The sequence below is a fragment of the Allobosea sp. WAO genome (assembly GCF_001509835.1).
Classification (GTDB): domain Bacteria; phylum Pseudomonadota; class Alphaproteobacteria; order Rhizobiales; family Beijerinckiaceae; genus Allobosea.
The window spans coordinates 532,750-557,166 of sequence record NZ_JXTJ01000008.1 but is presented as its reverse complement, the minus strand read 5'-3'; the positions used below and the strand labels follow the sequence as shown (position 1 = coordinate 557,166).

The window sequence follows — 24,417 nt, the reverse complement described above, 5'->3', positions numbered from 1 at the left end:
TATGGACTGGCAAGCGACGCGGCCGGGCGAGACCGAAGCCCCCCTGCCCGAACTCAGCGACGCGCATCTCATCTTCATCGGCCGCATCCGCACGCCCTTCGCGACGCGCGACCAGTGCCCGCGCCGCGGCAGCCAGGACGGGCCGCTCTGCCGGATCGAGCTAGATCCGGCCTTCCGCCCGGCGCTGCTCGGCATCGAGGCCTTCGACGAGCTCGACATCCTCTACTGGATGCACGAGGCAAGGCGCGACCTGCTGACACAGACGCCGCGCGGCGGGACCGTCTCCGGCACCTTCGCCTTGCGCTCGCCGGTCCGGCCGAACCCAATCGCCCTGTCTCGCGTGAAACTGGAGGGCGTCGAGGACGGCGTCCTGCTGGTGCGCGGGCTCGACTGCCTCGACGGAACGCCACTGATCGACATCAAGCCCTGGCGCTGCCCGCATTCTGCCGCCCGGGTGGAGAAGACCCATGCTGCGTCCTGACAGACGCGCCGTTCTCGCCGGGGTCGCCGCCACGCTGGCCGCCCCGTCCCTTGCCCGCGCCGCGACCATCCGCGATGGCGCAGGTCGCGAGGTGCCAGTCCCGGCCAAGGTGACACGGATTTTTCCCGCCGGACCGCCGGCCGCGATCCTCGTCTACACGCTGGCGCCTGACCTGCTGCTCGGCTGGCCGCGCGCCAACCGGCCGGAGGAACGCGAATTCCTGTTGCCGGGTATCGGCGACCGCCCGGAGCTCGGACGCATCACCGGCCGCGGCTCGAGCGCGAATGTCGAGGTCGTCCTTGGGCTGAAGCCCGATCTGATCGTCGACTCGGGCTCCACCGGACGCACCTATTTCGAGCTCGCCGAAAGAGTGCAGGGCCAGACCGGGATTCCCTATGCGCTGCTCGACGGCCGGTTCGACCAGATCCCGGCAAGCTACCGCTTGCTCGGACGCCTCGTCGGCCGCGAGGAACGGGCCGAAGTGCTGGCGCGTTGGTGCGAGGAGGCGATGGCGACCATACGCGGACGTGTCGCCACAATCCCCGCTTCGCAGCGTCCCACGGTCTACTATGCCCGCGGACCGCGCGGCCTCGAAACCGGCCTCGGCGGCTCGATCAATGTCGAGACGCTCACCTTCATCGGCGCGCGCAACGCCGCCGCCGACACACCGGGCAATGGCCTGGCCCAGGTCTCGCTGGAACAGGTCCTGGCCTGGGATCCCGAAGTGATCGTCGCCATCGACACCGGCTTCGTTGCCGATGTCCGGGTCAATCCGCTCTGGGCCGGCGTCAGGGCAGTGCGAGACAAGCGCGTGCACCTCGCGCCGAAACTCCCCTTCGGCTGGGTCGACTTTCCGCCTTCGGTCAACCGCATGATCGGCTTGTGGTGGCTGGCGAAGCTGCTGTATCCGGCGCAGTTCCCCGAGGACATTCGCAGGCTCACTGCGGAGTTCTACGGGCTGTTCTATCAGGTGGCGCCAGATGACGACCAGCTCGACCGCATCCTGTCAGGCCGGAACTGAGCCGTTGCGGCCGTCCAGCCTGCGCGGCAACCTGATCGCGCTCGCCCTGCTCGGCGGCGCCGTGCTGGCCGCGTTCGCTGTCGGGCGCTTCCCGGTCGGCCCCGGCGACATCGCGCAACTGCTCTGGTCGCAGCTCACCGGCCAGCCGCACGGCCTCGACCCGCGCACCGAGGCCGTGATCTGGAACATCCGCGGACCGCGCATAGCCTCGGCGGTTCTCATCGGGGCTGCACTCGCCATGGCGGGAGCCGCCTTCCAAGGCCTGTTCCGCAACCCCCTGGTCTCCCCCGACATCCTCGGGGCGTCGACAGGGGCGGCGCTGGGCGCGGTGCTCGGCATCTTCTTCTCGATCGGCATCCTCGGCATCCAGCTCGCCGCCTTCGCCGGTGGTCTGGTGGCTGTAGGGGCCGTCTACGCGGTGGGGTCGACCATCCGTCGCGGCGACCCGGTCCTGGCGCTGGTGCTGACCGGCGTCGTCATCGGCTCGCTGCTGGCCGCCGGGATCGGGCTGGTGAAGTTCTGGGCCGACCCGTACAACCAGCTCCCGGCAATGACCTTCTGGCTGCTCGGCAGCCTCAACAATCACGGCTCGCCGATCGACCTCGCCGTCCTGGCAGGTCCGATCCTGCTCGGCACCACGGTCCTGATGCTGCTGCGCTGGCGGATGAACGTGATGTCGCTTCCGGAAGAGGAGGCCCGCGCGCTGGGGCTGAATACAGCGCCGATCAGGCTCGCGATCGTCGCAGCCGCGACGCTGGTGACGTCAGCGAGCGTCGCTGCCGCAGGCATTATCGGCTGGGTCGGCCTCGTCGTGCCGCATCTGGCGCGCTTCCTGGTCGGCCCCGATTTCGGCAGGCTGCTGCCGACAGCAGCACTCCTTGGCGGGGGCTACCTGCTGATCATCGACACCATCACGCGAACCATGTCGGCGGCAGAGACACCGCTCGGCATCCTGACCGCCGTCGTCGGAACACCCTTCTTCATCTGGCTCCTCGCCTCCTCTCGCGGTAGCTGGTCGTGAGCCTCGCTGCCAGCGCCCTCGCCTATGGCCATGGCAGCCGCGAGGTCGGCTGCGACATCGAGCTCGCGATCCGCAGCGGCGAGGTCATGGCCCTGCTCGGCCCGAACGGCCACGGCAAGACGACGCTGCTCAAGACACTGCTCGGGCTGCTGCCGGCGAAGGGCGGCCAGCTCACGCTGGATTCGCGCGCACTCGCGACCTTCTCGATCGGCGAGCGCGCGCGTGTCCTGGGCTATGTCCCGCAGGCGCACGCCGGCACCTTCGCCTTCTCGGTCGCCGAGGTGGTGCTGATGGGCCGCACCGCACATGGCGATCTCTTTTCCGCGCCCTCGGCCCGCGACCGCGCCACCACGCAGGCCATGCTGGAGCGGCTCGGCATCGAAAGGCTGGCGCAGCGCCCCTATACGGAGATTTCCGGCGGTGAGCGCCAGCTCGTCCTGATTGCCCGCGCACTGGCTCAGCAGCCACGCTACATCGTCCTTGACGAACCGACGGCCAGCCTCGATTTCGGCAACCAGGGCAAGGTGATGGCGCAAATGCGCCGCCTCGCCGACGAAGGCCTCGGCGTGCTCTTCACGACGCACGATCCCAACCAGGCCCTGCGCTACGCCGACCGTGTGATGCTGCTGCGCGATGGGCGCTCGCTCGGCAGCGGCCCGGCCGCCGCACTGCTGACCTCGGCAAATCTCGCCGCACTCTACGGCAGCGTGGTCGAGACCGTGCGCGACGCCGATGGCAGGCTCGCCTTCCTGCCAGGGTGACACCGGCGCGTCACGGCAATCTGGTCAGAATCTCCCGATTCTGTTTACCTAACGGCAGACAAGACCATGCCAGCTTGCGGCCTTCCTGCCCGGCCCGCAGCGCGTTCCCGCCGCGATTTCTCGGCCCTTTTCAATGTCCTGGAGCGACTGGATGAAGCTTTTCCTCGGAACACCCTTCCTGCGCGGCCTCGCGCTCGCCGGAGCGTTGACCGCCGGCGCAGCCCAAGCACAGGAGCCGAGCCAGGCATCGATCGAGGCGCTGCTGCCGGAGCTGGAGAAGCAGGTCGCCGCCGGCATGAAGGCCTTTTCGGTGCCCGGCGTCGCCGTCGGCATCGTCCATGACGACAAGCTGATCTACGCCAAGGGCTTCGGCCTCAAGGCTCAGGGCAAGCCCGAGCCGGTGACCCCGGAGACTCTGTTCCAGGTCGGCTCGACCACCAAGGCCTTTCTCGGCGTGACGCTGGCGCAGGCCGTCGATGCCGGCCGGATCGGCTGGAACGACCCGGTGATCGACCACCATCCCGCCTTCCAGCTCTCCGACCCCTGGATTACCCGCGACTTCCGCGTGCTCGATCTCGCAGCGCAGCGTTCCGGGCTGACCCCCTATGTCAACGACGCCCTGGCCTTCCTCGGCTTCGACAAGGAAACGCTGATCCGCTCGCTGCGGGTGGCGCCGCAACTTGGCGCCTTCCGCTCCGATTTCCGCTATCTCAACATCCCGCACGTCGTCGGCGGTGAGATCGTCGCCAAGGCCAATGGCACACCGTCCTGGTTCGCCTCGCTGAAGCGCAGCGTGCTCGACCCGCTCGGCATGGCGGCGACCACGGCGACCGCCGAGGCGATCGAGAAGGCGCCGGACCACGCGACGGGTCACCGGCTCGACGCCGCGCCCATCGCAGTGCCCTTCCATCCCGCCTTCCCCTATGCGCTCGGCCCGGCCGGCGCGCTGAACTCGAACGTGCCCGACATGGCGAAATGGCTGCGCCTGCAGCTCGGCCGCGGCATCTTCGACGGCAAGGTCGTGGTCTCCGAGGAGAATCTCGACGTGACCTGGACGCCGCGCGTCGCGATGAACGAGCGCACCGCCTATGCCGTCGGCTGGGTCGCCAGCGCGACGCCGCGCGGCCGGATCATCTGGCACAATGGCGGCACCTCCGGCTTCGGCGCCCATGCCGGCTTTCTGCCGGATGCCAAGACCGGCATCGTCATTCTCACCAATCTCGAGAATGGCGGTATGCCGGATTCGCTGGCGATGTGGTTCTACGACCGTGTCCTCGGCAATCCGACCGTCGACAACATCGCGCTCGGCGCCGCGGCGTCGAAGGCGAAGCGCGAGGCCGCGCTGAAGGAGGCGGCCGGTTTCGTGCCCGGGCCGCTGCCGGCCAATGCCTCCGCCCTCGCCGGCACCTATGTCTCGCCGATCCTCGGAGAGGCGACGGTCTCCCTGGTCAACGGCAACCTTCAGATGAAGCTGGAAACAACGGAGGCCATCGGCCTGCTCACGGCGAGTCGGGACGATCCCTTCCTGTTCTCGGCGACGCTCGCGCCGGTCGGCGACTTCGCCGGTCCCGCCGCGATGAGCGGCGGCGAAGCCTTCACCCGGCTGCGCTTCGAGCCCGACAACAACGGCAGGATCACGCAGATGCGCTGGCTCAGCCCCGAGTTGCCGCATCTCTTCAGCCGGGCCCCGGCCCAGTAATGCCGACGATACCGAGGATTCCCGACATGATGCTCCGCCCTGCCCTGATCCTGAGCCTGGCCGCCTTCATGGCGGCCTCGCCGGCCGCGATCGCCGCGCCCGCTTTTGCGCCGCTCCCGGCCGGCGTGCAGTCCCTGCCGGTCGAACCGGCCCGCTCGCTGCTGAAGAACTTCCTCGACGCGCTCGGCGACGACGACGATGTCCATGACGACCACTACGACTGGAAGGACTACCGCAACTCGACCTCCCGCAAGGAGCGCATCCGCGACTATTACGAGATGCAGCGGCAGGGCCAGATGGACTACTGGAGGGCCCAGAAGGACATGCAGAAGAAGGCGATCAAGGCCCAGCGTGGCTGGTGACGCCGGACGTCAGCTAGTCCTATCGTCCCCCCTACCTCTCTTGGTGCGTCTGTTGCATAGTCAGCCCCAGCGCCGCGCATGACGCCTAAGGACGCAGGGGAACAGGACATGAAGACCATCTATCTGGCAGGGGCCATCCTCGCCGGCAGCGCCTCGATGGCGCTCGCCCAGCAGCTCGCGCCGAGCCCGACGCTCGACGCGGTCAAGGCCCGCGGCCATATCGAATGCGGCGTGCATCTCGGCCTGCCCGGCTTCTCCTTCGCCAACGACAAGGGCGAATGGACCGGCCTCGACGTCGACTACTGCAAGGCGCTCGCTGCCGCCGTACTCGGCGACGCGACCAAGGTCAAGTTCACGCCGACCTCGGTGCAGCAGCGCTGGCCGATCCTGCAATCGGGCCAGGTCGACCTCCTCTCGCGCAATTCGACCATCACCTTCTCGCGCAATGCGACGCTCGGCCTGAACTTCCAGGGCATCAATTTCTACGAAGGCCAGACCTTCATCGTCCGCAAGAAGGCCAACGCCAAGACCGCGGCCGATCTCGACGGCGCCTCGATCTGCGTTGCCGCCGGCTCGACCGAGGAGAAGAACGCCGCCGACTGGTTCCGCGAGCGCAACCTCAAGGTGACGATCACCAACTTCCAGAAGAATGACGACGCCATCACCGCCTATGACAGCGGCCGCTGCGACGCCTACACCGCCGGTGTCGGCGCCCTCGCCGGCCAGCGCGCCAAGCTCAAGGTGCCGGACGAGCACGTCATCCTGACCCAGCCGATCTCGAACGATCCGCAGGGGCCGGTGACGCGCTGGGGCGACGAGCGCTGGCAGCTGATCGTGCGCTGGGTGCTGAACGGCACCATCGCGGCCGAAATGCTCGGCGTGACCTCCAAGAACGTCGACGAGATGAAGGCGAACTCGAAGAACACCGAGGTCCGCCGCCTGCTCGGCGCCGAGGGCGGCTTCGGCGCGATGATGGGGCTGCCGGACGATTGGATGTACAAGGTCATCAAGCAGGTCGGGAACTATGGCGAGAGCTATGAGCGCACCGTCGGCATGGGCTCGGCCCTGAAGCTCGAGCGCGGCCAGAACCAGCTCTGGACCAAGGGCGGGCTGCTGTTCACCCCACCGTTCCAGTGAGAGCGAAGCGGCTCGACCTCTGAGCCGCCGTCATTCCGGACAAGCCGCAACGCGGCGTAGCTCCGGAATCCATCGAAAGGCGCCGGAGTCCGCAATGGATTCCGGCCCTCCGCTTCGCTCCGGCCGGAATGACGGCCCGCTCTTTCAGCCTTCCCAGCGAGCCTGCGATCGTGAGCAAAGCCCTCGCCTTCATCAACGACAAGCGCGTCCGTGACTGGTTCTACCAGGCGGCGGTGCTGATCGGCCTCGTCGGCCTGCTGGTCTATTTCATCCGCAACGCCTCGGAGAACATGGTCAAGGCCGGCATCGCGTCGGGCTTCGACTTCCTCTGGCGCACCTCCGGCATCGACGTGCCGTTCGTGCTGACGAGCTACACCCAGTCCGACAACATCCTCGCTCTGTTCTGGGCCGGTGTCGCCAACACGCTGTTCGTCACCGCGGTCTCACTGGTGCTGGCGACACTGCTCGGCTTCGCGATCGGCATCGCCCGCCTCTCTTCGATCTGGCTCGTCTCAGCCCTTGCTGGCGCCTATGTCGAGTTCGTCCGCAACATCCCGCTGCTGTTCTTCGTGCTGTTCTGGTATTTCGGCGTCATCGCCGCATTGCCGTCGCCACGTGACAGCATCAGCGTCTTCGGCGTCGCCTTCATCAATAATCGCGGTTTGACCATCCCGCTGCCGGATGCTCCCGCGAATTTCCACTGGGCCTTCGGCGCCATCCTCGTCGCCTTCGTTGCGCAATGGCTGTTCGCGCGCTGGGCGAAGCGGCGCAAGGAGGCGACCGGGCAGGACGCGCCGCTGCTCGTCGTCAGCCTGATTCTGCTCGTGCTGGTGCCGGTGCTGGCCCTGAGCTGGGCGAGCCTGGCGACACGCTGGGACATTCCGGTGCTGCGTGGCTTCAACTATCGCGGCGGCTTCGTCGTCATCCCCGAATTCGTCGCGCTGCTGGCGGCGCTGGTGACCTACACGGCCGGCTTCATTGCCGAGATCGTGCGCGGCGGCATCCAATCCGTGCCGCATGGCCAGATCGAGGCCTCGGCGGCGCTCGGGCTGCGGCCTGCCCAGACGCTGCGCCTCGTCACCATCCCGCAGGCGCTCAGGGTGATGACGCCGCCGATGACCAACCAGTATCTCAACGTGCTGAAGAACTCGTCCTTCGGCGCCGCGATCGCCTATCCCGACGTGGTCAGCCTGTTCATGGGCTCGGCGCTGAACAACACCGGCCAGGCGATCGAGATCATCGCGATGACGCTGGCGGTCTATCTCGTCATCGGCCTCGCGGTCTCCGCCTTCATGAACTGGTACAATGCCAAGATCGCGCTGGTGACCCGATGAGCGCCACCGCAACCTCCCAGAGCTGGCGCGAGCGCCTCTTCGGAACGCCGGTCACGACCGTCGTCACCCTGATCCTGGCGCTTATCATCGCCTGGGTCGCGATACCGATCATCCGCTGGGCGCTGATCGACGCGACCTGGCGTGGAACGACGCGCGAGGACTGCGCGCCGGGCGGGGCCTGCTGGGTGTTCATCCGCGCCCGCTTCGGCCAGTTCATGTACGGGCTCTATCCGCAGGGCGAGCGCTGGCGCGCCGACCTCGCCGGTATCCTTTTTGCGCTCGGCGGAGCGGCGCTGGTGTTCGCGCCGCAGCGTCACAAGCTCAAACTGGCACTGGCGGCACTCGTCGTCCTGCCGCCGCTCGGCGTCTGGCTGCTTGCCGGGGGCTTCGGCCTGCGGCCAGTCGAGACGCGCGAATGGGGCGGGCTGATGCTGACCGTCTTCATCTCGATCTATGCCAGCCTGATCGCGATCCCGCTCGGCATCCTGCTGGCGCTCGGGCGGCAATCGCAGCTCCGGGTGATCCGGCTGGTCAGCGTGCTGTTCATCGAGTTCTGGCGCGGCGTGCCGATCATCGCAGTGATCTTCCTGGCCTCGCTGCTGCTGCCGCTGATCATGCCGTCGGGCATCGGCGTCGACCGGCTGGCCCGGGCCGTGATCGGGCTCGGCTTCTGCATCGCCGCCTATATGGCGGAGGCGGTCCGCGGCGGCCTGCAGGCCCTGCCGTCGGGCCAACGCGAGGCGGCGACGGCGCTCGGCCTGACCTATTGGAAGGCGACCTGGTTCATCATCCTGCCGCAGGCCCTGCGCATCTCCTTGCCCGCGATCACCAACGAGTTCATCGCGCTGGTGAAGAACACCACGCTCGTCCTCGTCGTCTCGATCCTGGACCTGCTCGGCATCGCCCAGGCCTCGCTCGCCGATCCCAACTGGGTCGGCATGAGCATGGAAGCCTATGTATTCTCCGGCGGAATCTACTGGCTGATCTGCTTTGCGCTGTCGCGCTGGAGCAAGAGCCTGGAGACGAAACGGGCACGATAGCCGTGAGGTAATGGCCAGAACGCTCTCTGAGAGATCGATTCCGCCTCCGTCTCTAAACGATTGTCATTCCAGGCAAACGCGCGCGCGTCACCGCTCCTGCGGCGGCACGGCGCGCAGGCGCTCCGTCAACTCGCGGCGCTGTTCTTGCGTCCATTGCGAGTGCTTGCGGGTGGTCGATGGCGGACGGTTGGCGAGGCCGAGCCCGATGCCGCGCAGATCGTTGACCGGGCGGATTGGGCGCTGGACGAAACCGCCGCCGCAGCTCGGGCAGACATTTTCAAGCACGCGCTCGGCGCAATCAGCGCAATAGGTGCACTCATAGCTGCATATCCGCGCCTCCAGCGAGGCCGGCGGCAGGTCGCGGTCGCAGAGTTCGCAGTTCGGGCGCAGTTCCAGCATCGTCGTTTCCGTTCCGGCCTGACGTCAGCAGCTTTGCGGCAAGTGAAGCCCGCGGCAAAGACAGCGTGCGTCAGTGGCCACGCCGCCGGCCTTCGGCAGTCATGGCCGCCCCGGTCAGCTCACCCCCAACTCCACCGGTACCGAGAAGGAACGCTTCACCTGGCCGAGCGCGAAGCTCGATTCGATCGAGGCGACATTGTCGAGCCGGGTCAGCTTGTCCTTCAGAAAGCGCTCATAGGCGGCAAGGTCGCTGACGATAATGCGCAGGAGATAGTCGCGCTGGCCGGTCATCAGATAGCAGTCGGCGACCTCCGGCCAGCGCTGCACGGCCGCGCCGAAACGGTCGAGCTCCTCCTCGCGCTGCCGCTCCAGCTTGATCGAGGCGAAGACCGAGACCGGCAGGCCGAGCTTCTCCTGGTCGATCACCGCGACATAGCCCTTGATCACCCCGGCCTCCTCAAGCAGGCGGACGCGCCGTGCGCAAGGGCTCGGCGACAGGCCGACCTGCGCGGCGAGATCCAGAATGCTCATCCGCCCGTCGGCCTGCAGGGCCTGCACGATGCGGCAGTCGATATCGTCGAGTTTGGGATTTGGCATGAATTCTCGCTCCTCGCCCCACTCTTAGCGAAACCCGCCAAGCTTGGAAGCCCACAGCGTCGTCTTTAGCTGCTTTCGCCAGCGCGAATGTGCATGATACGCTAATCTAAGGAGCGCGCCCGATGTCCGACCCACGCCTGCCCGTTCTCGCCGAACTGGAAAAGAAGATCCTCTGGCTGGCCTCGTGGACGATCCACAACGCCAACCATCTGCGCGACAATGGCGACGGCATGAAAGTGGGTGGCCATCAGGCCTCCTCGGCCTCGCTCGCCACCATCATGACGGCGCTCTACATGGCGGCGCTGAAGCCGCAGGACCGGGTGGCGGTGAAGCCGCACGCCTCGCCGATCTTCCACGCCATCAACTATCTGATGGGGCTGCAGACGCAGGAGAAGCTCGAGAATTTCCGCGGCTACAAGGGCGCGCAGAGCTACCCCTCGCGCACCAAGGACATCGACGACGTCGATTTCTCGACCGGATCGGTCGGCCTCGGCGTGGCCCAGACGCTGTTCTCGTCGCTGACCCAGGACTATGTGAAGGCGCATGGCTGGGCGAAGGACCGCCCCGAAGGCCGCATGGTCTCGCTGATCGGCGATGCCGAGCTCGACGAGGGCAACATCTTCGAGGCCCTGATGGAGGGCTGGAAGCATGGCGTGCGCAACACCTGGTGGGTGATCGACTATAACCGCCAGTCGCTCGACGCGGTGATCCGCGAAGGCCTCTATGACCGCTTCGAGACGATGTTCCGCAATTTCGGCTGGGACGTCGTCACCCTGAAATACGGCTCGCTGCAGCAGGCCGCCTTCAAGGAGAAGGGCGGCGAGCGGCTGAAGGCCTGGATCGATTCCTGCCCGAACCAGCTCTATTCAGCCCTTACCTTCCAGGGCGGCGCCGCCTGGCGCAAGCGCCTGATGGACGATCTCGGCGACCAGGGTCCGGTCACCAAGCTGATCGAGAAGCGCTCCGACGCCGAGCTCTCGAAGCTGATGTGCAATCTCGGCGGGCACGATTTGCCCTCGATCCTCGAAGCCTTCGAGGCGATCGACCATGACCGGCCGGTCTGCTTCCTCGCCTACACGGTCAAGGGCTTCGGCCTGCCGCTCGCCGGGCACAAGGACAACCATGCCGGGCTGATGACCAAAGAGCAGATGGAAGGCTTCAAGCAGGCCAACAAGGTCCGCCCGGGCCATGAATGGGACCTGTTCGAGGGCCTCGACCTGCCCGAGAGCGAGATCCGCGCCTTCCTTGGCAAAGTGCCGTTCTTCGCCGAGGGGCGCCGCCGCCTTTCCGCGCCCGCCCTGCCCGTCCCGGAGAAGCTCGAAGCGGGCATCCAGCCGGTGATGTCGACCCAGATGGGCTTCGGCAAGGTGCTCGACGAGCTCGCCAAGCTCGGCGGGCCGCTGGCCGACCGCATCGTCACCACCGCGCCCGACGTCACGGTCTCGACCAATCTCGGGCCCTGGGTCAACCGGCGCGGCCTGTTCGCGCGGGCGTCTATGGCCGACACCTTCAAGGACGAGCGCATCCCCTCGATGCAGAAATGGGAGTTCTCTCCCAAGGGCCAGCATATCGAGCTCGGCATCGCCGAGATGAACCTGTTCATCAACCTCTCGGCGCTGGGCCTGTCGCACTCGATCTTCGGCGAGCGCCTGATCCCGATCGGCACGCTCTACGACCCGTTCATCTCGCGCGGCCTCGATGCGCTGAACTACGCCTGCTACCAGGACGCCCGCTTCATGGTCGTCGCGACGCCGTCCGGCGTCACGCTCGCGCCCGAGGGCGGCGCGCATCAGTCGATCGCGACACCGCTGATCGGCATGAGCCAGGACGGGCTCTGTGCCTTCGAGCCGGCCTTCGTCGACGAGCTCTCGGTGATGATGCGCTGGTCGTTCGAATACCTGCAGAAGGATGGCGAGGGCGATCCGGACGAGCGCACCTGGCTGCGCGACGAGACCGGCGGCTCCGTCTATCTCAGGCTCTCGACCCGGCAGGTCGAGCAGCCCAAGCGCGCGATGACGCCCGAGCTGGAGCGCGACATCATCGACGGCGCGTACTGGCTGAGGAAGCCCGGCCCGAACGCCTCGGTGGTGATCGCCTATACCGGCGCGGTCGCACCGGAAGCGATCGAGGCGGTCGGCCTGCTAGCCGAGGACCGCCGCGATGTCGGCCTGCTCGCCATCACCTCGGCCGACCGGCTGAATGCCGGCTGGCAGGCGGCGGAACGTGCGCGCCAGCGCGGCAACCATCGCGCCACCAGCCATGTCGAACGCCTGCTCGGCGAGCTCTCGCGCGATTGCGGCATCGTGTCGGTGCTGGACGGGCATCCTGCGACGCTGGCCTGGCTCGGCAGCGTCCACGGCCACAAGCAGAAGGCGCTCGGCGTCGAGCATTTCGGCCAGACCGGCACGGTCGCCGACCTCTACCGCCATTTCGGCATCGACGCGAACGCGATCGTCCACGCAGCCCAGGCAGCGGCGCCCGGCCGGCCGGTCCGGTATCTGAAGGCTCTGCCGTAAGACGCGCTTCCCTTCTCCCCTTGCGGGAGAAGGTAACCCGAAGGGCCGGATGAAGGGGCGCGCTGCGCTCTTTCACGTCATGGTCGGGCTTGTCCCGACCATCCACGTCTTGCTTCAGGCCTTGCGGTTCAAAGACATGGATGCTCGCCACAAGGGCGAGCATGACGGAAACGGTTCAGGCGGGCGCAGTCAGCCCCGCTTCACCTTCACCCCGGCGATCAGCCAACCTCCGGTCAGGAAGAAGGCGATCAGCACCGCGAGCCCGGCCCGCTGGCTGGCGAAGAGCGTCGTCGCCAGCGCGACCAGGGTCGGCCCCATGAACGAGGTCACCTTGCCCGCTAGGGCGAACAGACCGAAGAACTCGCCGATCCGCGCCGGCGGGGCGATGCGGGCGAGCAGGCTGCGTGAGGAGGCCTGCAAGGGCCCGGCTACGAGGCCGATCAGAAGGCCGAGCCCGAGATAGACCTTCTCCGGCAGCGAAGCGAACAAGCCATCACCGGGAGCAGCCGGCGTCGCCTCGATGAAGAAGGCGACCTGGCCCGGCCCGAGCGAGAGGATGCCGATACAGGCGAAGAGCAGGCAGGCGATGGCGCCGAGGATCACCGGCTTGCCGCCGACGGCATCGTCGAGCTTGCCACCGAGGAAGGCGCCGAGCGTGCCGGTGATGGTGAGCAGGATACCGAACACGCCGAGCTCGATCGTCTGCCAGCCGAACACCCCTGCCCCGTAGATGCCGCCGAAGGCGAAGAGCGCGACGAGCCCGTCCTGGTAGATCATGTTGGCGAGCAGGAAACGGCCTAAGCCAGGCAGGCTCGGCAGCTCGGCCAGCGTCGCCTTCAGCCGCGCCACGCCGCCACCGGCGGCCTCCCGGAAGGAGATGCCGGTGCGCGGCGAATCCGGCGTCAGCAGGAACATCGGCGCGACGAAGATCACGAACCAGAGCGCGGTCAGCGGACCGGAAAAGCGGTCGCCCTCGCGGCTCGCCGCATCGAGCCCGAACAGCGGCGAAAGCCCGGCGAGCGTCTTTCCGGTGTGCGGATCAGCGGCGAGCAGGCCGAGCGTCAGGGCCAGTGAGACGAGCCCGCCGAGATAGCCGACGGCCCAGCCCGTGCCGGAGAGCCGGCCCAGCCGTTCCGGCGGCACCAGCCGTGTCATCATCGCATTGTTGAAGATGGTGGCGAATTCGGCGCCGATCGTCGCGATCATGAAACCCGCCAGCGCGATCGGCACGGCCGCGGGCGAACCGGGCTCGGCGTACCAGAGCATGCCTGAGCCGATGACGAGCAGCGCGCCGAAGCTGGCGATCCAGGGCTTACGCGGACCGGTCCGGTCGGCGATGCCGCCGAGCAGGGGCGAGAGCAAGGCAATGCACAGGCCGGCAAAGCCCGTCGCATAGCCCCAGAGTGCCTGTCCCTGCGCGGGATCGGAGGCGAGCGCGGCCGCGAAGAAGGGCGCGAAGACGAAGGTCGTGACCAGCGTGAAGAAGGGCTGGGCCGCCCAGTCGAAGAAGATCCAGGCGACGACGGAGCGCCGCGGCGGATAGGTTGCGGGAGCGCTGTCCGCACCACCGGATTGGGTCACCGCGACATTCAAAGGACCGAACCTGAATACAGAGGAAGCTGGTCATCCCGGACAAGCCGCGCCAGCGGCGCCGATCCGGGACCCATGCCTGAACCTCGATCGGAAAGGCTCAGGCATGAGTCCCGGGTCTCCCTCCGGCCGCCCGGGACGACGAGGCGAGGGGCAACCCGCAAATCGCTCACTGCAGCGTCGTGTCCGGGTCGGAACCGCCGCGGGCGAGCTCGATCTCGGTGATCGCGACCAGCACCTCGGCCCGGCTCCTGAGATCGGGAGCCTCGAGCAGCGCCTGCTTCTCGCGCGGCCCGAAGGGACACATCATCGAGAGCGCGTTGACCAGCGCCTCGTTGGGCGCCTCGTTGACGCCCTTCCAGTCGATCTTCAGCTCGTTCGCCTTGGCGAAGCTGCGCAGCGCCTTGAGCAGGCTCGCGCGGTCGACAGCCTCCTCCCCGGCCCGCGCCTGGAAGTCGACCGCAAAATCGTCATAGGAAATTCTGGCCTGGCGATAGGCGGTGGTGACCGAAAGCTCCTCGACCAGCCGGAAGCGGGAAATGCCAGTCAGGGTCAGGATATAGCGGTCGTCGCCCGTCTCGGCGAACTGGGTGATGCGCCCGAGGCAGCCGACCTGCAGCAGCGCCGGCGCCGTCGACTGCCGGCCGCTCTCCGGCTCCGGCTGGATCAGCCCAATGACGCGATGGGTCCGGATCGCATCATCGACCATGGCCAGATAGCGCGGCTCGAAGATGTTGAGCGGCATCTGCCCGCGCGGCAGCAGCAGGGCGCCGCTGAGCGGAAACAACGGGATGACCGCCGGGCAATCCTCAGGCCCGTGATAAACCGCGTTCATGCCCATCGGCGCTTGCCCATCTGCGCTTCGCCCTTTCGTTTCGGTCTAGGCGAAGAGCGCGGCCGACAGCTTGCGGCGCCCGGCGACGCTATGCTCGTCCATCGGCCCCCAGACCTCGAAGAACTGCAGCAACTGCTTGCGCGCGCCATCCTCGTTCCAGCTCCGGTCCGCCTTGAGAATGGCGATGAGCTGGTCGACCGCCTCCTCGCGCTGGTCGCGGGCGTTCAGTGCCAGCGCCAGGTCGAAGCGGGCCTGATGGTCTTTCGGGTTCGCAGCGACCTTGGCCTCGAGCTCGGCGGTGTCGCCGAGCGAGGCGGCCTGCTCGGCGAGCTCGATCGCGGCACGCAGCGCCGCCACGGCCTGGTCCTCAGCCTTGTCTGCCGGCACCATGGCGAGGAAGCCCTTGGCGCCCTCGATGTCGCCCTCATCGAAATGCAGCCGCGCCATGCCGGTGATCGCCCCGACATTCTCCGGCTCCAGCGCCAGCACCTCGGCATAGAGTTCGCTCGCGCCGCCGGCATCGCCGGCTTCGAGCGCCTCGGCGGCGGCAGCGAGCATCTCCTCGGCCGGCCCGGGTCCTACCGGGCCGACGAGCTTCTCGATGAAGGCCTTGATCTGGCCCTCCGGCTGGGCGCCCATGAAGCCGTCGACGGGCTGGCCGCGCTGGAAGGCGATCACCGCTGGAATCGACTGGATGCCGAGCTGGCCGGCAATCGCCGGGTGCTCGTCGATGTTCATCTTGACCAGCTTGACCTTGCCGCCGGCCTCGTTGACCACCTTCTCGATCACCGGCGTCAGCTGCTTGCAGGGGCCGCACCAAGGCGCCCAGAAATCGACAAGCACCGGCTGGTTCATCGACTCTGCGATGACGTCCTGGCGGAAGCCCTGCGTCGTCGTGTCCTTGATCAGCCCGGGGGCCGGTGCCGCTTCGCCATTGACCAGCATGGGTCGTCCTTCATCTCGTCAACAAGCCGGGCCCTGCGTCGGCAGGGTTTCAGCCCCGCCTTTTAGGTGATTGCCCGGAAAACCGAAACCGCCGGGCAGCGCTGCCCGATCCGCGCTCCCATAGATGGGGAGCTTCATCCGTTCTGTCCATTGCCACCGGCGCATCTCATGCGACGGCCGGCGCAGGTCTTGCGCCTCAAACCTCGGGCGGTGCCGGCAGCGCGACGATCAGCGGCTCGTGGCCGGTCGAGCGCAGAAAGGCCAGCATGTCGTCGCGGGCAATGCCGAGCGTCGCCGTATTGACCAGCGGATGGAAGTTCATCGGCTCCCCGGTCATCAGCCCGGCGTCGAGCACCATGGTCACATCGCCCTCCCGGTCGTTGATCACGGCGAAGGCGGTCACCGAGCCTGGCGTGACGCCGAGCTTCTCCATCAGCAGCTCAGCCGAGCCGAAGGAGAGCCTTCCGCTCGCGCCGAGCGTCTCGTGCAGACGCTTCAGGTCGATTCGCGTGCTCTCGAGCGCCGAAACCAGGAAAATCCGGCCCTTCTTGTCCTTGAGGAACAGATTCTTGGTGTGATGCCCGCTGATAGCGCCGCGCAATTCCTTGGATTCGGCGACGGTGAAGACCGCCTCATGGTCGATCCGGGTGGTGGCGATGCCGAGGTTATCCAAGGCGGTGACGAGATCCTTAGGAGAAATTGGCGCGGTCATTTTTGCCCTGAGAAACGCGAAAAAGCCCGAAATTCCTAGCTTTCCACCCCCATCTCGGCAAGCCCGAGACATTGCCCCCAGCCGAACCGGGCAGCGAGTTGTGAAATTCCTGCAACAAGCCTCTTGCGCTCCTCGCGGCTATGGGCAATAAGCCGCCCATCGGCGCTGCGGCGCGGATGAATGTCTCGGATGCGGGTGTAGCTCAGGGGTAGAGCACAACCTTGCCAAGGTTGGGGTCGAGGGTTCGAATCCCTTCGCCCGCTCCAGACAATCTCTGATGAAGAGAAGCATGCAAGCGTCGGGTTTCCCGGCGCTTTTTGCTTTTCTGGTCAGCGACGTTCCGGGTCATTTCCGAAAGCCCCAACGGTCGTGGCCATCTGCGGGTTGCAGGTACGATCCGAGGCCGAACAGGCCCTCTTGGTCCGCCCCCGCTACCCCTCACTGTTTGAAACAGTTCTCTCGGTGCCACTGCAGGAAATGCGGATGTGGACGATCGTGAGCTCGCAGCGGTGGTCGTGCTCGACCTGTCCTGTTTATGAAGCTGCGTATCCCGTCGGCGTCATTCGTCTGCCGCGAGATCAGGATGTCGAGGTCGTTAGACAGACTGATCAAACCACGATCGAACATCCAGTGAGCGGTGCCTGACAAGGCAATGCCGTTGCTGATGATGTCAGGCCCGCTCCTCTCAACGGGACGAATGTGAGCTGCAGCGACCTCGGCTCGGCCACCACCATTGATCAGCTTGAGGCCTGTGATCGCGCAGCGTTCGTCGTAAGCGCGCAGGACGACGCGGCGAAACACCCGGTCGCGAACGATCCGCGAAGCAAGGAAACTCGTCCGCTCGCGATCCTGCTGGAACACAAACGGAGCCTGCTCCTCCGCGAAGCCGTCCGACCCCGCCTTTTCATCGACACGCGGCAGCAGCGGAGCCTCGTCGTCCAGGCCCAGATTGATGATCCGGCTGAAGTCGGCTGGTGAAATCGGACGAACCGCCGCTTGAGCGCGGCCAGAGATGCGTCCCTCCTCGTTCAGGACGCCGCGCTCGATCACGCCCTGATCATCGGCGAAAGGTACGGGATTGGCGAAGTCGAGATAGCTGCCCGGTTCGATGATGGCGATGTACATACCCGGCGTGGCCGGATCGGGAATCACCTGCTGGACTTTGGCCACCGCGAAGTAGCCGCGCGTCCCGGCAACCTTTGTCGGCTCGTAGTAGATTATCCAGTTGCCTACGCAGGATTGCACGCGACCGAGATATTGGCGCGGAAACTGATACCGCTCGGCCGGGCTGTCGTCGTAGATCGAATCCTGCCGATGGATGAAGACGCAGAAGGCCATGCTCGCTCAAATCTCGTTTGCTTCGGCAAGGTGATCAAGGTTCGGCACCGAGGTCAATCTTTCGCCATCGCGCGGCAACCGAAGAAGCGAGTGTTCACTTCCGTGCATCGCGCGACCATTTGCGACATGTGCCGGCGAAAATTCGCCGCATCGTTCAACGTTCGCCGGCAGCCCGATTGAAGAAAGCCAGAACGACGAGCCGCATATCGCTCAGAAGCGAAAAGCGGCGCGGAGTTCGGCGCTCTGCTCACGATAGCCGCTGGCGGCACGCAGGCCATATTCCGCCCTGAGCTCCCAGCCGGATTTCGTCACGAGATCGATGCCGGCTCGCGCGTTGCCGTAGGCCCGCGGCATGCCCGTCTCGGATTTGAAGCTGGGAGAACCATCGCCGCTCCCGAGCGCGCTGAAACGCTGCCGCTGCTGCCAGCCGTCCTGACTTGCGAAGCTGGCGCCGGCGTTCAGATAGGCGCGCGTAGCCATGCCCGCGATCTCGAGGCGTGTTCCAATCTCCAGCGCCGGGGAGAGCGTGGCGCCGAGGCGGCTTTGATCGAGCGTCACGAGGTCGAAAAGTCCCGCGCCGCGCTCGCGGTAGCCGTATTGCTTGATGAAATGCAGATCGAGATCGGCCATCGGCTTGAGATACCAGTTGCCGAAGGTGAACTGATAGGAGGCGCGCAGCTTGCCGCCGAGCTGCAAAGCGTGGGCGGTGCCCGAAGCGCGCGCAAAGTAACTGCCGAGCAAGACATCACGCTTCAGATCCGCAGTATCATACCCGGCGAGCAGCGAGGCCGAGAGCAGCCATGGGCCGATTTCGCGCTTCAGGACCGCTCCGGCCATGACGCCCTGCGAGCGGATATCGACATCGTCGTAGCTGGTCGTCGTATGAGCCGCGCTGTAGCCGAGCGAGCCGCCGAGGAACCAGCCGGGAGAAACCTGCTTCTGCCCACCAACCTGCAAGGTCAGTTGCTTCGTGCGATAGCCGCTGTCGTCGATCGAGCCGCTTCGATCGATCCGCGTCGCGATCGAACGACCCCAGACGCAGTCGACCTCTCGCATGCTGGCATCGGCGCTGACGAAGGCCGGACAGCTGTTCAGCCTCTCTGCGAAGGCCCTCGCTTCATTTGCCATCGCGGCGCCGCGGGCGCCTGTCGCATCGTTGCTGATCTCCTTGAGCGCGCCGAGATACGCTTCCTGGCTTTGCACGCGGCTGAGATGCCCGAAGATGCGCGATGCGGTCTCGCGCGCGCCGTCCGCGGGGCTGTCGGGGCCCTGCTGGTCCCAGACCTGCTGGAGATAGTTCGCCGTTGCCGCCTGGTCCTTCGCCAGTGCGAGACCGTCAGGAGCGAATTTCGCGCCCATCGCGATGGTCACACTCTGCTGGCCCGATTGCTTGAGGTCGTAATGGAACACGGGCGAGCGGTCGTCGATAACGGCGCCGTAGCTCGACAAGGGCTGCTCGAACCTCGCGATCTCCAGCGGAATGTCGCGCAGCGCCCGCAGCGGAAGCGGCTTCACCTTGCCGTCGAAGCGCGAAGGGGCGCTAACCGAGAGAAAATCCCCTTTGCGGTCGTAGTAGTCGAGGTCCACCGCGTAACGCCCGGTGGCGCTCTGTTGCAGGGAACCGTCCAGGGCGGTCCGGACGAAAGAGAAGCTCGTTGCGCCGAGCGCATTCTCGCCGCCGGGATTGAGGATGCCGGCATTGTTCAGCGTCGCCATGCGCAAGGTCGTGCCGCTGTGCAGACGGCCGGGTTCCCGATTTTCGAACGTGCTGCCCGCACCGAGCAGGACATTGCCGACGACCGTACCGCTGTTCTCGATGCGGGCCCGATTTGCCGTCTGGATGGCGAGACCACCGAGCGCGGAGACCGTGCCGGCGTTCGTGATCACCGTCAGAGCCGGGGTAATGGTCGCGATACCCGCAGCCTGATCACCAGTGCCGCCACTGACGCTGGCGCGGGCACCGATATTGATCCTGATCTCTTCGCCGCGATGATTGCCGCCCACGCCTGCGCCGGAATTTCCCATGCTGACCGCATAGATGCCCGGTGAGCCAGCCCCAGTGGCGGAGACCTTGCCATTGTCGCCGACGGAGATGTCGATCAGCCTGCCGCTGTTGCCTGCGGCCTCCCAGGGCCGCATCAGCATGATGCCCTGATCGGAGAAGACGGCGCCGCTGCCGAGGCTCATCGCCAGGATGGCCGGTGCGTTTGCACCCGCCGTGCCGACCTCGCCATTGACGCGGATCGCGATGTCGCCGCCTTCGCCGGCCCCGCCGACGAAGCTGCTGTCCCTGACGAGGCCGGGCCCGTAGCGAACCGAGGCCGCATCGCCGGTCAGGCCACCACCACCGCCGATCGCCTGGGCGAGGACGCCGATGGCGCCGTCGCCGGTCGTGCTCACCTTGCCGGCGACCCCGACGCTGACGCTACGCGCATCGCCGAAGCCGCCTTTCGAAGCTCTGTCGAGCGAGACCTTGCCGGCGCTCGTCGTCAAGCCGGCAACGCCACCACCAGCGCCGATGCTCTGTGCGACGATGCCATGGGCGTTTCGGCCGCTGGTCGTGATCGTGCCGACCTGGACGTTGACGGCGCCGCCATGGCCCGTCGCTCCGTCGCTAGCCCCCAATGTCACCCTCAGCGGCCCGTTTTCGACCTCGCTCGCCGGGGCGGCAACAAACCCGCCGCCACCGCCGATGCCCTGCGCCAGCACGCCGAAGGCATTGACGCCCGACGTCTGCAAGGCGCCCTCGAGGTTGACCCTGACCTCGCCGCCATCGCCCTGGATGCCACCGCTCGCTCCCAGGACGAGCGTGGTATCGGTCGTCCGGGTCGGAGCCGGGAGTTCGGGCCGCAGCGTTTTCTCGTCCAGCACCACCTGAAGGGTCACGAGGCCGCCGCCGCCGCCGATGCTCTGCGCGACGATGCCGGCCGATTGCTCGCCTTTGGTCGTGACCGCGCCTTTGGCAATGACCTGGACGGGACCGCCAAGGCCGCCACCGCTGCCCGCCGTGCCGGCCTTCACCTGCGATTTGTGCGTCAGATGTTCGATCGCCAACCCGCCGCCGATCGTGCTGGCGGCGCTTCGACCGCCGCCGCCACCGACGCTCTGCGCGACGATACCCGCCGAATTCGCCCCGGAGGTCGAGATCGCACCGCCCTCGTGATGGACGGCGACGAAGCTGCCCATGCCCGCAGCGCCGCCCCTGCCGCCGATATCGATTGCCAGGTTGAGGTTGGCCGAGCCGACGGCGCTGTTGCTGCTGCCGCCATTGCCGCCGCCACCGCCGATGCTCTGCGCCAGGATGCCCTCGGAACTCGCGCCCGCCGTCGCGATCGTGCCGCTATTGGAGACGATGACCACGCTGCCGCTGCCATTGGCGCCGCCCTTGCCGCCGACGCCGATCGTGACATTGCCGCTGGGCGAGAGCGGCAGCAGGTCGAGGACCGAGGGCAGGCTGAATGCGGGAGGGGCCTCTGCTTCCTGGCCGATCTGGCCGCCATTGCCGCCGCCGCCGCCGATGCTCTGCGCCAGTATGCCCGGCGACTCCGCCGATTTGGTGCTGATCGTACCGCGATTGTTGACGGCGACGACGCCGCCGGAGCCGCCGCTGCCGCCCTGGCCGCCGACATTGATGTTGGTGGAGAAGCTCAGATCCAGCGCCTTGAATGCGCTGAAGGCCTTTGCACCCAGCCCGAGTTCCACGACCTTGGCGATCAATCCGGCGATGTTCGCGATCTTGTTCTCTTCTTCGTCATTCTTGACGGCGCCGGCATTGCCGCCGCCGCCACCGACGCTCTGCGCGAAGATGCCGGGCGAGCGCTCGCCCTCGGTCTGCAGGGATTTGGTGTTCTCGACCTTGACGTCGCCACCATCGCCGCCGCCCAGACCGTTGCCGCCCAGCGCAATCCCGGTGCTGACCGAGGCGGAAATGTCCCACTTCTTCTGTCCCCATGACTTCAGAAAGTCGGGATCCCCCTTGGCCTGGCGCAGCGCCTGCCACAGCGAGGCGATGCCGTTGACATTGCCCCCGGCCGCGAAGGCCGCGTCATAGACCTCGTGCGACAGCGTGCTCGCGCTGCCGCCATGCCCCCCGCCGCCGCCGACGCTCTGCGCGAAGAGCGCCGCCGATCCCGAGCCCTTGGTTGTGATATCGCCGGTATTGCTGACATCGACCTTGCCGCCGTGATTGCCGGCGCCGCCCTTGCCGCCGACCGTGACATTGGCGGTGACCGTGGCGCTTCCACCGGTCAAAGTCTGACTGTTGCCGCCCATGCCGCCGCCGCCGCCGATGCTCTGCGCGACGATGCCGAAGGCGTTTGCGCCGCTGGTCGAGATCGCCCCCGCATTCCTGACGATGACGTTGTCGCCGGCATTGCCGATGCCGCCTTCGCCACCGACGGCGATGCTGAGCGCGATCGAATGGGCGGTCACCTGCGTCGGGTTGGTCCAGCGCTCCGCGATGCTCGAATAGCTCGCTCCCATGCTGGTGAAGACACCGCCGCCCTTGCCGCCGCCGCCGCCGACGCTCTGGGCGAGGATGCCCATGGCGCTGTCGCCCGTCGTCGTGATCCTGCCACTGCTTTCGACAAGCACACCGCTGCCGCGGCCGCCGATGCCGCCCTTCCCGCCTATGGTCGATGCGATCGTGACGGCGTGGCCGGCCGCGATGGTCAGGCTGCGCGTCAGCGCGAAGCCGCCTTCGCCGCCGCCACCGCCGGCGCTCTGCGCGAAGATGCCGTCGGCGAACGCCCCGCCCGTGGTGATCGCGCCGGTATTGCCGACCGTGACCGGCCCGCCACCGCCGCCGGCTGCGCCGGAGCCACCGAGCGCCATGTTGAAGCTGACGGCAGAAATCGGGTCTGTCGACGGCGCGAGGCCGATCGTCAGCGCACTGCTGCTCGCCATGCTGCCATTGCCGCCGCCCTGGCCGATGCTCTGCGCCTTGATGCCGGACGAGCCGGCCTTCTCCGTGACGATCGTCCCGGCGTCGCCATTGTGCACATGGACCGCACCGCCATTGCCACCGGCTCCGCCGGTCGCGCCGATCGCAAGCGAGATGTTTGCCGTCGGCGACACGGAAATGACATCGGCAGCGCCGCCATGCCCGCCGCCACCACCGACGCTCAGGGCCGAGATCGCCGCGGATTGCGCGCCCTTGGTCACGATCTGACCGCCATTGGCGACTGTGACGGCGCCGCCATCGCCGCCGGCCCCGCCCGCACCGCCGATCCCCAGCTTGAGCACGCTTACGATGCCGAGCACCTTCGCCGCGCCGCCCTGTCCGCCGCCGCCGCCGGTGCTGACCGCCAGAATGCCCTCGGATTGCGCCTCGTGCGTCTCCAGCCTGCCGTTGTTGTTGACCTCGACCCTGCCGCCCCTGCCGCCATCGCCGGCGCTGCCGCCGAGGCCGAGCGAAAAGAGATTGATCGAGCCGATCACATTGGCGGTACCGGCCGTGCCGCCGCCGCCGCCGGTGCTGGCGGCCTTGATCGCCGGCGACAGCTCGCCGCGCGTGATGATCGTGCCGCCATTGATCGCTTTGATCTGTCCGCCGTCACCATTGCTGCCGGCGTCGCCGCCGACGGCGACGTTGAAGAGGCCTGGCGTCGCGGCGAGGGCCGAGCCGCCGGCGCTCCCGCCGCCGCCTGTCGTCTCCAGCGAAAGCCCGGCAGCGAACCGGCCCGAGGTCAGGACGCTGCGGCTGTTGGTGACGATGATATCGCCGCCGTCGCCGGAGTTGCCGCCGCGGCCGCCGATCGAGACCAGGCCGCCCTTGGCATCGCCACCATCGCCGCCGCCGCCACCAAGGCTCTTCGCGAAGATGCCGATGCCGTGGTCACCGGAGGTCGTGATGGAGCCGCTGTTGTCCACCGTGATCTCGAACTGGCCGCCGGCCTCCCCGGCCTTGCCGCCGCGCGAAAAGACGATGCCCTTGTCGTCGCCACCATTTCCGCCTCGTCCGCCGGCATTGCGGGCATAGAGGCCAAAGGCACCTTCTCCGGACGTCACAATCGTCCCGCGATTAACGATCGTGATGTGTCCGGCCGCGCCGCCGTCCCCGCCTGGCTTGCCGGTCGGGCCGAACACGCGGCCATCGCCGCCATTGCCGCCGTCGCCGCCCGTGCTGACGGCCTGCACGCCATGGGCGGATCGGCCCGATGTCCGAATCGTCGCGGCTGGCTCGAGCAGGATGTCGATGTCGCCGCCGCGGCCGCCGGAACCGCCGGGCTCGCGCGTGCCGCGCGGAATGCTGCGGCCATCGCCCCCCTTGGTCTCGACCAAGATGCCGACGCCGTCGTCTCCGGACAGCGAAAGCGTACCCGATCGGAATGTGAGCAGCATGTTCTCGCTGCGGCTGCCATCACCATAGGGGCCGATATCGCTGCCGCCCACGGACCTCATGCTCAGCGCTGGCTTGCTCTGTGCCGAGGTGAGGTCCCCGGAAACGACCTGCCTGCCCCCTGGGCGAAACGGTTCGTCGATCTCGCCGGGCCCGGGCGCATCGAAGAACTGGGCATGGGCGGTGCGCGGCGCCAGTGCCAAAGGACCGGCGATCGCCAGGGCGATGCAGCGCCACGCGACCGTGGCCGTATAGCGTTGCTTGCTCGTTCCGCTCTTGCTCATGCGAC

At 67.2% G+C, this 24,417-nt stretch carries 18 protein-coding genes and 1 tRNA gene; 11 read left to right on the top strand and 8 right to left on the bottom strand.

The features are described from left to right. The first annotated feature begins 1 nt into the window (after nucleotide 1). From tsaA to DK26_RS17380, 9 genes are all read left to right on the top strand, one after another. Entirely contained in the window at nucleotides 2-481 is a 480-nt protein-coding gene (gene tsaA / locus DK26_RS17420) for a tRNA (N6-threonylcarbamoyladenosine(37)-N6)-methyltransferase TrmO (protein WP_066475109.1), read from the top strand. Next, nucleotides 468-1,502 (top strand): iron ABC transporter substrate-binding protein, encoded by a 1,035-nt coding sequence (locus DK26_RS17415; RefSeq protein ID WP_066475108.1) that lies wholly within the window; start codon nucleotides 468-470, stop codon nucleotides 1,500-1,502. Before tsaA ends, DK26_RS17415 begins: the two co-directional genes overlap by 14 nt. Beyond that, nucleotides 1,462-2,523, top strand: coding sequence for an iron ABC transporter permease (locus DK26_RS17410; RefSeq protein ID WP_083533297.1), 1,062 nt, complete (start codon nucleotides 1,462-1,464; stop codon nucleotides 2,521-2,523). The genes DK26_RS17415 and DK26_RS17410 overlap by 41 nt, the downstream gene beginning before the upstream one ends. Continuing rightward, nucleotides 2,520-3,284, top strand: coding sequence for an ABC transporter ATP-binding protein (locus DK26_RS17405; protein ID WP_066475106.1), 765 nt, complete (start codon nucleotides 2,520-2,522; stop codon nucleotides 3,282-3,284). The genes DK26_RS17410 and DK26_RS17405 overlap by 4 nt, the downstream gene beginning before the upstream one ends. A 151-nt stretch (nucleotides 3,285-3,435) precedes the next feature. Next, nucleotides 3,436-4,983 (top strand): serine hydrolase domain-containing protein, encoded by a 1,548-nt coding sequence (locus tag DK26_RS17400; protein ID WP_066475105.1) that lies wholly within the window; start codon nucleotides 3,436-3,438, stop codon nucleotides 4,981-4,983. A 26-nt stretch (nucleotides 4,984-5,009) separates the two neighbouring features. Next, nucleotides 5,010-5,345: a hypothetical protein gene (locus tag DK26_RS17395; protein WP_066475102.1), complete on the top strand. Its 336-nt coding sequence runs from the start codon at nucleotides 5,010-5,012 to the stop codon at nucleotides 5,343-5,345. Between the two features lie 108 nt (nucleotides 5,346-5,453). Next, a complete protein-coding gene (locus DK26_RS17390) occupies nucleotides 5,454-6,482 on the top strand; it encodes an amino acid ABC transporter substrate-binding protein (protein WP_066475099.1) in 1,029 nt (342 codons plus the stop codon). Between the two features lie 170 nt (nucleotides 6,483-6,652). Then, on the top strand, nucleotides 6,653-7,816 hold the full coding sequence (locus DK26_RS17385; RefSeq protein WP_248310006.1) for an ABC transporter permease subunit: 1,164 nt from the start codon (nucleotides 6,653-6,655) through the stop codon (nucleotides 7,814-7,816). After that, entirely contained in the window at nucleotides 7,813-8,856 is a 1,044-nt protein-coding gene (locus tag DK26_RS17380; protein WP_066475094.1) for an amino acid ABC transporter permease, read from the top strand. The genes DK26_RS17385 and DK26_RS17380 overlap by 4 nt, the downstream gene beginning before the upstream one ends. A gap of 87 nt (nucleotides 8,857-8,943) precedes the next feature. Here the strand turns inward: DK26_RS17380 and DK26_RS17375 are convergent, their stop codons facing one another. After that, complete coding sequence (locus DK26_RS17375; RefSeq protein ID WP_066475091.1) at nucleotides 8,944-9,255, bottom strand: DUF1272 domain-containing protein; 312 nt, start codon at nucleotides 9,253-9,255, stop codon at nucleotides 8,944-8,946. Nucleotides 9,256-9,369: 114 nt separating this feature from the next. Then, on the bottom strand, nucleotides 9,370-9,852 hold the full coding sequence (locus DK26_RS17370; RefSeq protein WP_066475089.1) for an Lrp/AsnC family transcriptional regulator: 483 nt from the start codon (nucleotides 9,850-9,852) through the stop codon (nucleotides 9,370-9,372). Between the two features lie 122 nt (nucleotides 9,853-9,974). Between DK26_RS17370 and DK26_RS17365 the strand changes: the two genes are divergently transcribed. Further along, complete coding sequence (locus DK26_RS17365; protein WP_066475086.1) at nucleotides 9,975-12,368, top strand: transketolase; 2,394 nt, start codon at nucleotides 9,975-9,977, stop codon at nucleotides 12,366-12,368. Between the two features lie 189 nt (nucleotides 12,369-12,557). Here DK26_RS17365 and DK26_RS17360 read toward each other — a convergent pair whose 3' ends face one another. The 4 genes from DK26_RS17360 to DK26_RS17345 all read right to left on the bottom strand — a co-directional run bounded on the left by DK26_RS17360 (nucleotide 12,558) and on the right by DK26_RS17345 (nucleotide 16,450). Next, nucleotides 12,558-13,949, bottom strand: coding sequence for an MFS transporter (locus DK26_RS17360; RefSeq protein WP_083533323.1), 1,392 nt, complete (start codon nucleotides 13,947-13,949; stop codon nucleotides 12,558-12,560). A gap of 178 nt (nucleotides 13,950-14,127) precedes the next feature. Next, nucleotides 14,128-14,799, bottom strand: coding sequence for an LON peptidase substrate-binding domain-containing protein (locus DK26_RS17355; protein WP_066475084.1), 672 nt, complete (start codon nucleotides 14,797-14,799; stop codon nucleotides 14,128-14,130). A 39-nt stretch (nucleotides 14,800-14,838) separates the two neighbouring features. Further along, on the bottom strand, nucleotides 14,839-15,738 hold the full coding sequence (gene trxA, locus DK26_RS17350) for a thioredoxin (protein WP_066475083.1): 900 nt from the start codon (nucleotides 15,736-15,738) through the stop codon (nucleotides 14,839-14,841). Between the two features lie 196 nt (nucleotides 15,739-15,934). Further along, nucleotides 15,935-16,450, bottom strand: coding sequence for a prolyl-tRNA synthetase associated domain-containing protein (locus DK26_RS17345; RefSeq protein WP_066475081.1), 516 nt, complete (start codon nucleotides 16,448-16,450; stop codon nucleotides 15,935-15,937). 191 nt (nucleotides 16,451-16,641) lie between these two features. On the opposite strand from DK26_RS17345, the gene DK26_RS17340 reads away from it, so the two are divergent. Further along, nucleotides 16,642-16,716 (top strand) — tRNA-Gly (locus tag DK26_RS17340). 172 nt (nucleotides 16,717-16,888) lie between these two features. Here the strand turns inward: DK26_RS17340 and DK26_RS17335 are convergent. Together DK26_RS17335 and DK26_RS17330 are read right to left on the bottom strand one after the other, a co-directional pair. After that, on the bottom strand, nucleotides 16,889-17,788 hold the full coding sequence (locus tag DK26_RS17335) for an HNH endonuclease (RefSeq protein ID WP_066475080.1): 900 nt from the start codon (nucleotides 17,786-17,788) through the stop codon (nucleotides 16,889-16,891). Nucleotides 17,789-17,998: 210 nt separating this feature from the next. Beyond that, nucleotides 17,999-24,412, bottom strand: a complete 6,414-nt coding sequence (locus tag DK26_RS17330; protein WP_066475078.1) for an autotransporter outer membrane beta-barrel domain-containing protein — start codon at nucleotides 24,410-24,412, stop codon at nucleotides 17,999-18,001. Nucleotides 24,413-24,417 lie beyond the last annotated feature (5 nt).